We start from the raw sequence: 12,793 nt of genomic DNA, 5'->3' as shown, positions 1-12,793 counted from the left end.
CTCCCGCTACCACGGCCGCTCCCGCTGCCATGGCCCCATCGTCCGCGCCGCCGACCCAGGCAACGACTGGCCCCTCGTCCGATGTCCCCATTAAAGGCCACGCGATGGCCATCGGCGGCGCGCTGAAGGCCGACAACGACGAGGTCTGGAATCGCCTGATCGCGCTGGCCGGCGGACGCGGCGCGCGCTTCGTCGTGTTCGGCACCGCGGCCGAGGATCCCGAGGCCAGCGCCAAGCAGGTCGTCGAGCAGCTGCAGCGCCGCGGCGCCATCGCCGAGGCGCTGCCCGTCGCGCCGAAGTTCTCCTGGGTCGACCTCAACAAGGTCGTGCGCGACGCCGCGCTGATCGCCAAGGTGCGCAACGCCAAGGGCATCTTCTTCACCGGCGGCTCGCAGGAGCGCATCGTCGACGTGCTCTTCCCCGGCGGGCATTCGACGCCGATGCTCGACGCCATCTGGGACGTCTACCGCAAGGGCGGCGTCGTGGCCGGCACCTCGGCCGGCGCCGCGGTGATGAGCACGGTGATGTTCCGCGACGCGCCCAGCGTCATCAGCATCCTCAAGGGCCAATGGGAGGAGGGCAAGCAGATCGACCGCGGCCTGGGCTTCGTCGGGCCCGGGCTCTTCGTCGACCAGCACTTCCTCAAGCGCGGGCGTTTCGGCCGCATGGTGCCGTTGATGCTGGCCAAGAACTACCAGCTCGGACTCGGCGTGGACGAGAACTCCGCCGCCGTGATCCGCGGCGACGAGGTCGAGATCATCGGCCACAAGGGCGCGCTGCTGGTCGACCTGAGCGAGGCGTCCTCGGACCGCGGGCTCGGCGTCTTCAACCTGAAGAACGCCCGGTTGACCTACCTCGACCACGGCGACCGGATGAACCTGCGCACCCGCGGCGTCACGCCGTCGGCGGTGAAGCTGCGCGGGCAGAAGCTCGAGCCCGGCGCGCCCGACTACAAGCCCTACTACACGCTGCCGCAGTTCTACACGGACATGCTGGGCGACTCGACGATCTCCACGGCGATGTCCATCCTGATCGACAGCGTGCAGCCCGAGTTCCGGGGGTTGAGCTTCGAGGCCGCGCCCAGGGCCGGCGATACGCTGGCGGATCTGGGTTTCCTGTTCCGGCTCTACAAGGGACCGGGCAGCATCGGCTGGAGCACCGATGAACTCGGGCCCGAGGACTACACGGTGGTCAACCTCTACCTGGACGTGACGCCGGTGCGCATGCCGCTGCCGCTGTTCGGCCCCTGGCCCGGCGAGCCTCGCCCGAAGAAGCCGGCCGCGGCCGAGGAGCCCCCTGCCGGAGAGCGCCCCCAGCAGTGAGTCACGAGTGCCTGCAGGCCTGTGCCCCTCGGCCGCGCCCTGCTTGGCCGCCCGGGCGGCAGGCAAGGCCGTCCGGCATCCCGATTGCTGCCGGCCGGGGCAAAGCCGCTAGCATGCGGCGTCCGCTCTTCCTTGCTCTTCTCCTGGAGTCTCCTGCGTTGTCGCGAAAACCTCTCACCCCTGGGCGTGCCGCCGCCGGGGCGGTCCTGCTGCTGCTGAGCGCGGCACTGGGGCTGCCCGCCGCGGCGCAGACACGCCCCGCGCCGGTGGCGCCGGCCTCGCCCGTCGTGCCGCATTCACCGGCCCTGCCGACCACCCCGGCCGTCCCGCCCAGCGCCCCCTCGATCGCCGCCAGCCAGGCGATGCCGTCGGCGCCGGTCTCGGCCAGCGCGCGCCGGCTCTATGACCGCAGCCGTTCGCAGCTGCTGCAGGTCCGCACGCTGTACAACGGCAGCCAGGCCTCGGTGGGGTCGGGTTTTGTCGTCAGCGCCGAAGGCCACGTCATCACCAACTACCACGTCATCAGCCAGCACGCCCTGGAGCCGGAGCGCTACCGCCTGCAGTACCAGACGCCCGAAGGCGACGGCGGCGACATCGAGCTGCTGGACTTCGACGCCCGCCGCGACCTCGCGCTGCTGCGCATCGTGCGCAAGGGCGCCGCGACGGATCCCCAGGGCGATCCCAAGAACGTGATCGCCCGCATGACGGCCACGCCGCTGGTGTTCCGCAAGGCGGACCAGCCGCTGGCCAAGGGCGAGCGCATCTACTCGATGGGCAACCCGCACGACGTCGCGTTCGCCGTCGTCGAGGGCACGTACAACGGCCTGGTCGAGCGCAGCTTCGATCCGTTGATCTACTACTCCGGCTCGATCAACCCCGGCATGAGCGGCGGTCCGGTCATCGACGAGGACGGCGAGATCGTCGGCATCAACGTGTCCACGATGATCTTCGCGCAGCAGATGAGCTTCCTCGTCCCGGCGGAGCACGCGGCCGCGCTGCTCGCGCGCAGCCGCAACGCCGCGCCGATGAAGGGCGCCGCGTGGCCCAAGCTGCGCCAGCAGCTGATGGCCTACCAGGACGAGCTCTCGCGCAACTTCCTCGCGCAGCCGTGGCGCACGCTCACGCATCCGCGCTACCGCTTCCCGATCCCGCAGGAGGAGTACATGCGCTGCTGGGGCAGCGGCTCCTCCGCCGACGAGCAGGGCCTGCAGATGCAGCGCACGCAATGCCGGATGGAGCATGCGCTGTTCATCAGCGAGTCGCTGCAGACCGGCTACTTCGGCGTCACCGAAGAGGTCTACGACGGCAGCAAGCTCGGCGCGATCCGCTTCTCCGCGATCTATTCGGCGAGCTTCCGCAATGAACGCCTGGGCGGACCGGATCGCGACCGCACCGCGCCCTACTGCCGCGAGGACTTCGTCCAGCAGAAGGAGGGTCCGCCCTTGCGGGCGGTCGCCTGCCTGCGCGCCTACCGCAAGCTGGAGGGGCTCTTCGACCTGACCGTGCTGGTCACCAACGTGGACGCCGCGACCGAAGGCGCCCTCGGCCGCTTCGACGCCCGCGGCGTCAGCTTCGCGAATGCCACCAAGCTCACGCGTCACTATCTGCAAGGATTCGCATGGACCACGCCGCGGTAATCGAGATCGTCGACCGGGACGGTCATTGCCGGGAAGTGCACCGCGTGCGCGCGTGGCCGCTGCGCATCGGGCGGTCGCCGGATTGCGACCTCGTGCTATCCGATCCGCACCTGGCCGGCGCCCACGCGTTGCTGCACTGGGACCGCGGCGAACCGGCCGCCGAGCGCAGCGACGAGACCCTGGACGAGCAGGCCGCGCCTGCCGCGGGTGGCCCTGTGCTGGAACTGCTGCCCAGCCAGAACGGCGGATGGCTCGACGGACGCCGGCTCGCGGCGGGCAGCCGCGCGGCGTGGCCGTCGTCGGCCCTGCTGCAGATCGGCACCACGCGGCTGCGGCTGCGCACGGTCCTGGATCCCTTGCCGGCCGAGAAGCCGATGAACCGCGCCGACGAGCCCGTCAAGCGCGACGCGCGGCCGTCGTGGGCGCTGCCCGCCATGCTGGCGCTCTGGGCGCTGATGCTGTGGGGCTCCAACTGGGCAGGCAACGACGGCTCCGCGAGCTGGGTCGATACGGTGAGCGCGCTGCTCGCGCCGATCGGTGTGGCGCTGATCTGGTCGGCGCTCTGGGCGCTCATCACGCAGCTGTTCCGGCACTGGTTCGCGTTCGGCGCCCACCTGTGGCGGGCGCTGGTCGCGACGGTCGCCATGCAGCTGCTGGACCTGCTGCTGCCGCTGGTGGCCTACATGTTCAACGCGCCGCGGCTGCTGGCGCTGGAAACGGTGGTCATGTCGGTGGGGGCCGCATTGCTGCTGTGGTGGCATGCGACGGTGGTCTGGCCGCGCGCCTCGCGGCGCGTGGCGGTGGGCATCGGCGCGATGTGCCTCGTCGGCCTGGTGCTGACGGTGGGACGGCGCACCGAGCAGCAGTACTGGCTGGGCCCGAACTACATGGCCACGCTGGCCCCGCCGTCCTTGCGCCTGGCCACGCCGAAGCCGGTGGACAGCTTCATCGACGGCATGGACAAGCTCGAGGCCCCGCTGCTGAGGCAGGCCGAGAAGCGCAACGAGCAGGCCGGCGGCAGCGGCGACAACGAGGAGTAGGGCCTAGCCGGTGGTCATCGCGACCGGCGCCGCGCGTGGCGCCGCGCGCCGTCGCAGCCAGGCGACCACCGGCAGCTCGAGCCATCGCCCGATCAGCCACCCGCCGACGACGGCCGCCACGACGGCGATCGAGAAGGTCGCCACTTCCGGCAGTGCGCGATACACGCCGGCTTTTGCCAGCAGCGCCAGCACGATGTTGATGAGCAGGCAGTGGGCGAGGTAGAGCGAGTACGACACCGCGCCGAGCTGCGCGAGCGCGGCCGGCACGCGGACTGCATGGCGCCGTTCCATGGCCACGAGCGTGGCCAGCACCGACGCCGAGGCGAGCCCCAGCGCGACGCGTCCCCCGAAGGCATGCGCCCCTTGCGGCCCGAGGCGTTCGTAGAGCACGGCGGCGACGAAGATCGTGCCCACCATCCACCCCTGCCAGCGGACCAGCGGCAGCGTCGCGCGGCGCGCCAGCAGCCCGGTCGCGACGCCCATCAGGAACTGCAGGCAATGCGGGTCGCCGAGCTTCCAGGGCAGGGTGCCCGGCAGCGCGCCGAAGGTCTGCGCCACGACGAGCGCGGCCCACAGCCCATACAGCGCGAGGCCGCCGCGCAGGTGCAGCAGCAGCACGCAGAAGCTCAGATAGAACATCACCTCGTACTGCAGCGACCAGGCGACGCCGACGTACTCCGGCTCCTTCGCCCCGATCCACAGCAGCAGTGTGCCGGGGATGTCGTCGCTGCCGAGTTCCGAGACCGGCGTGCGGCCGGCCAGCAGCCTCGACAGGATCGAGGGTCCTGCGGTCATGGCCAGCACCATCCAATAGATCGGGAACACGCGCACGAAGCGCTTCCACAGGTAACCCGGCCAGCGCGCCGCGCCGCGGCCCAGCTCCGCGTGGTGGACGAAGGTGATGATGAAGCCGCTCAGGACGAAGAAGAAGTCGACGCCGACGTAGCCGAAGTCGAACACGCCGCCCAGCGCGACATGGCCGGTGAACTGCGGCACGCGCATCAGGTGCGTCGCGTGCATGAGCACCACCGCCAGCGCGGCGAGCGCGCGGGCGGCCTCGATCGAAGCCAGCTTTGGCGCGGCGGCGTGGGGAGACGCGTGTGACGCGTGTGACGCGTGGGGCGCGTGGGAAGGGGCGGTCGGGGCCATGAGGCGGCGGCGCGTCGGCGAGAGCCAGGACAGCTTCGCACGGTACGGCGGCACCGCGGCGTCGGTTCACCGGACGTCCCCCGGGACGGGGGAACCCCTCCAGGGGACAGCGTCGCGCGTGTCGACGCCCGGTCAACGCTCGGTCGACTTCAGTTGGCCGTCAGGCGCTTTTCCATGAAGACCGACAGCGGGTCCTCGGCATAGTTGCCGAACGGCGCGCGGCGGTCGTAGCCCAGCGTCTCGTACAGCTTCAGCGCCTCCGGCTGGTGCACGCCGGTCTCCAGCCGCGCCAGTTCGATGCCTTGCGCCCTGAGGTGGGACTCCAGCTCTTCCATCAACACCTTGGAGATTCCGCGTCCCCGGAAGTGCGGCTGGACGAAGACCCGCTTGATCTCGCCGTAGGGGACTTCCGCGTCGTCGACCACCTTCACCGCCGCGCATCCGGCCAGCCATTCCGCCAGCCACACGCCAATGAAACGCACCCGCGGCTGGGCCAGCGCGTGCGGATCCTCGAGGTGGTTGCTCTCGCTCGGGTAGAGGGCCGCCATGTACGCGTCCGACTGCGCCAGCAGGGACATCGCGGCGGGGCTGTGGGGGTCCAGAGGTTCGATCTGCATGGCCCGAAGGTAGCAACCGATGTGCCCAACCGGGCCGGATCCGCGAAAGACCCTGAAAAGTTCTGCAAGCCAATGTTTGCTTGCAGGTTTGTCATAAGCGTGAAGCAAGCCGATAGGCCGGATTCTGTGCGCGGATCCTCTTGCGATTTTCCGCGTGACCGCCATTCATCTGGGCCGGGCATCACTGCCCGGCTCGGTGCCACCTACCCGCCAGCTCTGCGAGCCGCATCAACGCTGGCCTACTTGGTGTTGCTGCGCGTAGAGATTGCCCGTTTCACCCGAAGCGGGCCTTGCCCGCGTCGGGTGGCTGCTCGGTCTGCGCTTGCGCGCAAGTCCGCGATGCTTGCGCCTCACGGACGAGAGGGCTTGCGCCCTCTCCCTCACAGAACACCCGATTGGCGGAACCCGCTTCGACTCGTCTCTGTTGCTCTGATCCTCGGCTTTCGCCGGGCAGCCGTTAGCTGCTACGCCGCTCTATGCAGTCCGGACCTTCCTCCAGTGCCGTGTTTCCACGATCGCACCAGCGGCGGTCTGGCTTGCTTCACGGGCGCGAGTTTACCCCGGGGGCGGGGGGGCTCAGGGCTGGCCGGCGAGCACGGCCTCGATGGTCCTCTGCACCGCCAGCGCCTCGGCGAAGCCCGGCAGGCTGTGCGAGTGTCCGTCCAGCATCGCCGACCAGTGGCTGAGCTGGTCCGTCATGCCGTTCATGCGCAGCGTCTCGGCGTCGCCCATGCTCTGGACGCGTTCGCCCTGGCGCTGCTGCGTCACGCCGAACCAGTCGCGCAGCTCGATCTCGCCTTCGCTGGCGCGCCACAGCATGCGGTTGTCGTCGGCGCGATCGCCGCCAAGGCTGGCGCTGATCGTCACCGGCACGCCGGCGGCGACCAGTTCCGCCTCCACCGCGAGCTCGGATCCGACGCCGTCGTCCGGGTACTCGACCTGGCTGCGCACGACCTTGGCCGGTCCCAGCACCCGCTGCAGCACGAAGATGAAATGCGACAGCACCTCGCGCGAGAAGCCGCCCTCGGCGCGCTGCGACAGCCAGGCGCCGGCGCCGGCCTGCCAGGGGCGCGGCCACGCGGCGAAGCGCAAGTCGATGGCCACGCCGTGCAGCGCGCCCATCGGCCGCCGCGATCCGGCGCCGAAGGCCAGCTGCAGCTGCGCCAGTCCGGTCGACGACGCGAGCGAGTAATTGACCGCCGCCCGCTGCCGCTCGCGCTCGATGCGCTCGATGCAGGCGCGCGCGGCCTCGAAATCGGTGGTCAGCGGCTTCTCGCACAGCACCACGAGGCCCGCGTCGAACGCCTGTTCCGTCAAGGCGATGTGCGGCCCCGGCGGCGTCGCGATGTAGAGGCCATGCAGGCCCGGCTCGCGGATCAGCGCCTCGGCGCTGGTGGCCGCGCGCAGCAGCGGGTCGTGGGCCAGCGCCTGCGCCAGCACCTCGGGGTTCTCGTCCCAGACGCGGGTCACCCGCAGCCGGGCGTGACCGGCCAGACGCGCCAGCATCCGCTGACCCATCACCCCCAGTCCGACCACCCCAATGCTCAATACGCCTGGCACCACGTTCCCCGCCCGAAGTTCCGCAAAAGTCCCGCAGTGTAGGGGCCCCGCTACACTGCCGGTCATCGCCCGGGACGCCCGGGCGACCCGCGCACGCTTCACCCGCAAGCGGCGTTCCCGGCCTGCATGACGGCCAGCTCCGCGGCTTGCCGGCGTTATCGTCGGCGGCTTCCTCGCACGCTCGCACCGCATCCACGCATGAACCCCGAAGCCAGCCAACTGTGGCGCGCCCCGCGCTGGGCCCTCGCCATCCTGCTGGCCGCGCTGGCCACGGTGGGGCCGTTCTCGATCGACACCTACATCCCGGCCTTCGCTGGCATCGCCCAGGCGCTGGACGCGACGCCGATCGAGATGCAGCAGACGCTGTCGGGCTACCTGCTCGGCTTCGCGGTGATGAACCTGTTCCACGGCGCGCTGTCGGACAGCTTCGGCCGCCGCCCGGTCGTGCTGTGGGGCATGGCGGTCTTCGCGCTGTCCTCGATGGGCTGCGCGCTGGCCGGCAGCATCGGCCAGCTGGTGTTCTGGCGCACGGTGCAGGGGCTGTCGGCGGGGGCGGGCGTGGTGGTCTCGCGCGCCATCATCCGCGACATGTTTCCGCCGTCGGAGGCGCAGCGGGTGATGTCGCAGGTGACGATCTTCTTCGGCCTCGCGCCGGCGATCGCGCCGATGATCGGCGGCTTCCTCTACGTGCACGCCGACTGGCACGCGATCTTCTGGTTCCTGGTCTTCGTCGGCGCGTTGCTGTTCGCGATCACCTGGCGCCTGATGCCGGAGACCCTGCATCGCGACCACCGCCAACCCTTCCATGTCGGCTCGCTGCTGCGGGGTTACCGCTCGCTCGTCGGCAGCCGCCGCTTCCTGCTGCTGGCGCTGGCCAGCGGCATCCCGTTCAACGGCATGTTCCTGTACGTGCTGGCCGCGCCGGTCTTCCTCGGCGAACACCTGGGCCTGGCGCCGACGCAGTACTTCATCTTCTTCCTGTTCAGCATCGGCGGGATCATGGGCGGCGCCTGGCTCAGCGGCCGGCTCGCCGGCAAGATCGCGCCGCGCAAGCAGATCCGGCGCGGCTTCCTGATCATGGGCTTCACGTCCGTCGCCAACATCGTCTGCAACCTGACGCTGCCGCACAGCCCGCTGTGGGCCTTCCCGCTGATCAGCAGCTTCGCGTTCGGCTGGGCGCTGATGGTGCCGGTGGTGACGCTGCTGGTGCTGGACCAGGCGCCCGAGCGCCGCGGCATGGCCTCCTCGCTGCAGGCCTGCATCGGCAGCGCGGCCAACGGCCTGGTGGCGGGCGTGCTGGTGCCGCTGGTGATGCACTCGATGCTCGCACTGGCGGTGACCTCCGCCGCGATGATGTGCATCGGGCTGGTCGCCTGGACCTGGGTCAAGCGCGAGGTGTCCGCGGCGGCGCCGCCCGCGTGACATCGGAACATCGGGCATCGGGACAACGGGCGACCCTCAAGATGCCCGGCCAGGCTCCGAAATAGACAGGGCGATCCTTCTGTCGTTCCCGGAGCTCCCTTTCATGTCTGACCGTCCCGCATCCGGTGTCCTGCTGCCGGCGGCCCTCTGCCTGTGCCTGCTGCTGCCTGGCGCGCTCCGCGCGGCCGAGCCTGCGCCTGCGCCCGCTCCGAAAGGGGAGGCGTCCGGGGAACAGTTGCGTGACCGCTTGGCGGACCGCCTGAAGGAGGACGCCGCCGCGCTCAAGCTGAGCACCAAACCGGCCGGCGCGGCGGTGGACGTGAAAACCGCCAACCCGGTTGACCTGCGCGCGCGCCGCGCCGCCAAGCCCGCGGTGGCGGCCTCCGCGGCGAAATCCTCGATCCCCTGGGCCTACACCGGCGAAGGCGCGCCCGACAAATGGGGCCAACTGCAGCCTGAGTTCCGCCAATGCGCGATCGGCACCCGCCAGAGCCCGATCGACCTGCGCGACACGATCAAGGTCGACCAGGAGCGCATCCAGTTCGACTACAAGCCCAGCAGCTTCTCCGTGGTCGACAACGGCCACACGATCCAGGTGAATGTGGCGGCGGGCAATGCCCTGACGATCATGGGTCGGCGCTACGAACTGCAGCAGTTCCACTTCCATCGCCCGAGCGAGGAGCGCATCAACGGCCGCCAGTACGACATGGTGGCCCACCTGGTCCACAAGGATGCCGAGGGGCGCCAGGCCACGGTGGCGGTGCTGCTGGAGCGCGGCCAGGACCAGGCGCTGATCCAGACGGTCTGGAACTACCTGCCGCTCGAACGCGGCGATACCTATACGGCGCCGGTTCCCATCGACCTCACCCAGTTGCTGCCGCGGGACCAGGCCTATTTCTCGTACATGGGCTCGATGACCACGCCGCCCTGCAGCGAAGGCGTGCTGTGGCTGGTGCTGCGCCAACCGGTGCAGGTGTCGTCGCAGCAGATCTCGGTGTTCTCGCACCTGTACCCGATGAACGCCCGGCCGCTGCAGGCGCAGTCGGGCCGTCTGATCAAGGAATCGAACTGAATCAGCGAAGGGTTCGTCTCTTCAATTTCTGAGCCGCGGAAAGCACTGTTTCCGCTTTGGGCCGAGGCCGTGACCACCGTCACGCCTCGGCCTTCTTATTGGTGGAAACCCTTGGTTGGAGGTGACGCTACCCGCACAATGCCGGCCTCCTCCCCCCCCCGGACTCCCACCGTGTTGAAGACCATCAAATCGCGCCTGATCGCCATCAGCATCCTGATCGTCGTGGCGGCCGTCGCGCTCGCCACCTTCGCCAGCTACTGGGCCGTGCGCGATCATGCGCGCCGCCAGGTGCAGGCCCAACTGACCGATCTGGCCACCGCCAATGCCGCCGGCATCGCCGCGTGGGTGAAGACGCAGAAGGACGTGGTCACCGCGATGGCACCGGCCGCGCAGCTCGAGGACCCGCGCCCCGTGCTGACGCAGGCCTTGCAGTCGGGCCGGCTGGATCTGGCCTACGTCGGCGGCGCGGACAAGCGGATGATCTCCATCCCCGACCGCCAACGCCCGGCGGAGTACGACCCGACCGGCCGCGGCTGGTACAAGCTGGCGTCCGGCACGGACCAGCCGGTGATCACCGCGCCCTACGTGGCGGCGTCGAGCAAGAAGCTGGTCGTCACCTTCGCCAGCGCGGTGCGCGCGGGCGGCGAACTCAAGGCCGTCGTGGGCACCGACGTGGCGCTGGACGACATCGTCGCGACGATGAAGTCGATCAAGCCGACCGCGAGCGGTTTTGCGATGCTGCTGGACAAGCAGGGCACCGTCATTGCGCACCCGGACGCGGCACTGACCTTGAAGCCGGTGAAGGACCTGTCCGCCGCGATCGACGGCGCGTTGCTGTCGACCGCCCATGGCGACGAGCCGACGCTGGCCGAGGTCGGCGCCGCCCGCTTTTTCCTGAAGGCCGTGGACGTGCCCGGCACGGACTGGGTGCTGGTGGCCGCAGCCGAGCGCAACGAGGCTCTGGCCGCGCTGTCCGACGTGCTGCGCAACGCGGGCCTGACGATGCTGGTCGTGACGACCGTGGCGGCACTGGTCGCCGCCGCGGCGGTCGGTGCGTTGCTCAAAGGCCTGGCCGGCATCAAGCGCGCGATGAACGACATCGGCGCCGGCCAGGGCGATCTCAGCCAGCGCCTGCAGGTGCGTGGCGAGGACGAGCTTGCCGACATCTCGCGCGGCTTCAACCAGTTCGTGCACAAGATCGAGCAGGTGATGCTGCAGGTGCGCGAGACCAGCCAGTCGATCGCGGTGGCGTCGCGCCAGATCGCCGCCGGCAACCATGACCTGAGCCAGCGGACCGAGGAAACGGCCAGCAACCTGCAGGAGACGGCGAGCTCGATGGAGGAGCTCAACAGCACCGTGGCCAACAGTGCCGCCAACGCCGACCAGGCGCGGCAACTGGCTGATACCGCCAGCCGCGTCGCGCGCCAGGGCGGCGAGGCGATGGGCCAGGTGGTCGCGACGATGCAGGACATCAGCACCAGCTCGCGGCAGATCGGCGACATCATCGGCACGATCGACGGCATCGCCTTCCAGACCAACATCCTCGCGCTGAACGCCGCCGTCGAGGCCGCGCGTGCGGGCGAGCAGGGCCGCGGTTTCGCGGTCGTGGCGAGCGAGGTGCGTGCGCTGGCGCAGCGTTCGGCCGGCGCGGCCAAGGAGATCAAGACGCTGATCACGGCCAGCGTCGAGCGCGTCGACACCGGCGCGCGCCAGGTGTCCTCCGCCGGCGAGACGATGAACGAGGTCGTCGGCAGCGTGCAGCGTGTGGCGCAGATGATCGGCGAGATCAGCCACACCGCGCAGGAGCAGAGCCACGGCATCGGCCAGGTGAACGTGGCCGTGGCGCAGCTGGACCAGGTGACGCAGCAGAACGCGTCGCTGGTCGAGGAATCGGCGGCTGCCGCGGAAAGTCTCAAGGACCAGGCGCAGAAGCTGGCCGACGTCGTCGGCACCTTCCGCCTGAGCGGCTCGGCGTCGACGACGTTCTGATCCCCGCCGTTCTTACCCCCTCTCCCGCTTGCGGGAGAGGGAAGGGGTGAGGGCCAGCGGCCTGCGCAGGATGGCGATGCCGGGCGCGCCGCTCAGCGCGCCGGATCGACCGCGTGGAAGCGCAGGAACATGTCGGTCGCCGAATCGGCCACCTGCCGCTGCTGCGCCTTGTCCAGCGGCGGCTGTCCCATCGTGATCTGCGGCCAGAAGGCGAAGCCCTTGACCAGGGCCTGCAGCTGCGCCGCGGCGAAGGCCGGATCCCCGTCCTTGAGGCGGCCGTCCGCCATCGCCGCGCGGATCCACACGGTCAGCGCTTCCTCTCGGCCGCCGAGCCGGCACAGCATCTCCCGCGCGCGTTGCGGCGCGTGGATCGCCTCGGCGATCAGGACCCGCGCCAGATCCAGGAACTGCGGGTCGTCGCTCATCGCGAGCTTCTGCTCGACCAGCGTCAGCAACTGCTCGCGCAGTGGCCGGTCGGCGCGGTAGGTCAGCTTGAGCTTCGCCTCGGTCGCGACCCAGAGCCGCTCCAGGATCGCGTCGAACAGGGCGTCCTTGCCGCTGAAATGGTTGTAGACGGTGCGCTTGGACACCTGCGCGCGGCCCGCGATGCGGTCCATGTTCGCGACCTCGAAACCATGCTCGCGGAACTCCGCGATGGCCGCGTCGACGATCGCCTGGCGCTTGCGGTCGGTCAGCCGCATGCGCTCGGCCTCGCCGTAGGCGACGAGTTCCTCGGGAGCGAGCGGCGCTGGCAGGGGGCGGGCGGCGTCGGAAGTCATGGGATCAATCTTACACCGGGGAGTTTACTTTTCAGGATTGAGCGTCTAGACTGCTGCAAAACTACACTGTGTAGTGCAAGTTTTCAAATGAGCCCTCAGTCTCCCCGCCACCCCGTCGTCCGCAGCGCCCGCGCCTTGTTGCCGCGCTCCTTGAGCGCGCTGAGCAGCGTTGCCGCCGTCCTGATTGTTGGAGCCCTCGCCATGAC

10 protein-coding genes and 1 other RNA gene are annotated in these 12,793 nt (G+C 69.9%); 6 read left to right on the top strand and 5 right to left on the bottom strand.

Going from position 1 to position 12,793, the window contains the following annotated elements:
* The first annotated feature begins 104 nt into the window (after window positions 1–104).
* From AC07PR_RS15235 to AC07PR_RS15225, 3 genes are all read left to right on the top strand, one after another.
* Window positions 105–1,322, top strand: a complete 1,218-nt coding sequence (locus AC07PR_RS15235) for a cyanophycinase (RefSeq protein WP_495135767.1) — start codon at window positions 105–107, stop codon at window positions 1,320–1,322.
* Between the two features lie 158 nt (window positions 1,323–1,480).
* Window positions 1,481–2,959, top strand: coding sequence for a S1 family peptidase (locus tag AC07PR_RS15230; RefSeq protein WP_483109067.1), 1,479 nt, complete (start codon window positions 1,481–1,483; stop codon window positions 2,957–2,959).
* On the top strand, window positions 2,941–3,999 hold the full coding sequence (locus AC07PR_RS15225; protein WP_377157144.1) for an FHA domain-containing protein: 1,059 nt from the start codon (window positions 2,941–2,943) through the stop codon (window positions 3,997–3,999). The genes AC07PR_RS15230 and AC07PR_RS15225 overlap by 19 nt, the downstream gene beginning before the upstream one ends.
* A 3-nt stretch (window positions 4,000–4,002) precedes the next feature.
* Here the strand turns inward: AC07PR_RS15225 and AC07PR_RS15220 are convergent, their stop codons facing one another.
* The 4 genes from AC07PR_RS15220 to AC07PR_RS15205 form a co-directional block, all read right to left on the bottom strand.
* Window positions 4,003–5,202, bottom strand: coding sequence for an acyltransferase family protein (locus tag AC07PR_RS15220; protein ID WP_495135766.1), 1,200 nt, complete (start codon window positions 5,200–5,202; stop codon window positions 4,003–4,005).
* A 95-nt stretch (window positions 5,203–5,297) separates the two neighbouring features.
* Entirely contained in the window at window positions 5,298–5,765 is a 468-nt protein-coding gene (locus AC07PR_RS15215; RefSeq protein WP_377157141.1) for a GNAT family N-acetyltransferase, read from the bottom strand.
* Window positions 5,766–5,862: 97 nt separating this feature from the next.
* Window positions 5,863–6,308, bottom strand: an RNA gene (gene rnpB, locus AC07PR_RS15210) — RNase P RNA component class A.
* A 33-nt stretch (window positions 6,309–6,341) separates the two neighbouring features.
* Complete coding sequence (locus AC07PR_RS15205) at window positions 6,342–7,391, bottom strand: Gfo/Idh/MocA family protein (protein ID WP_495135765.1); 1,050 nt, start codon at window positions 7,389–7,391, stop codon at window positions 6,342–6,344.
* Between the two features lie 132 nt (window positions 7,392–7,523).
* Here AC07PR_RS15205 and AC07PR_RS15200 point away from each other — a divergent pair, with 132 nt between their 5' ends.
* From AC07PR_RS15200 to AC07PR_RS15190, 3 genes are all read left to right on the top strand, one after another.
* Window positions 7,524–8,747, top strand: a complete 1,224-nt coding sequence (locus tag AC07PR_RS15200) for a multidrug effflux MFS transporter (protein WP_483109069.1) — start codon at window positions 7,524–7,526, stop codon at window positions 8,745–8,747.
* 103 nt (window positions 8,748–8,850) lie between these two features.
* Complete coding sequence (locus AC07PR_RS15195) at window positions 8,851–9,819, top strand: carbonic anhydrase (RefSeq protein WP_495135764.1); 969 nt, start codon at window positions 8,851–8,853, stop codon at window positions 9,817–9,819.
* Between the two features lie 171 nt (window positions 9,820–9,990).
* Window positions 9,991–11,808, top strand: a complete 1,818-nt coding sequence (locus tag AC07PR_RS15190) for a methyl-accepting chemotaxis protein (RefSeq protein ID WP_495135763.1) — start codon at window positions 9,991–9,993, stop codon at window positions 11,806–11,808.
* A gap of 92 nt (window positions 11,809–11,900) precedes the next feature.
* Here AC07PR_RS15190 and AC07PR_RS15185 read toward each other — a convergent pair whose 3' ends face one another.
* Window positions 11,901–12,509, bottom strand: coding sequence for a TetR/AcrR family transcriptional regulator (locus AC07PR_RS15185; protein WP_377161539.1), 609 nt, complete (start codon window positions 12,507–12,509; stop codon window positions 11,901–11,903).
* Between the last annotated feature and the right edge of the window lie 284 nt (window positions 12,510–12,793).

Source organism: Roseateles sp. GW821-FHT09H11 (genome assembly GCF_059415845.1).
The sequence above is the reverse complement of the archived record's forward strand: the minus strand, read 5'-3'. Positions and strand labels throughout refer to the sequence as shown.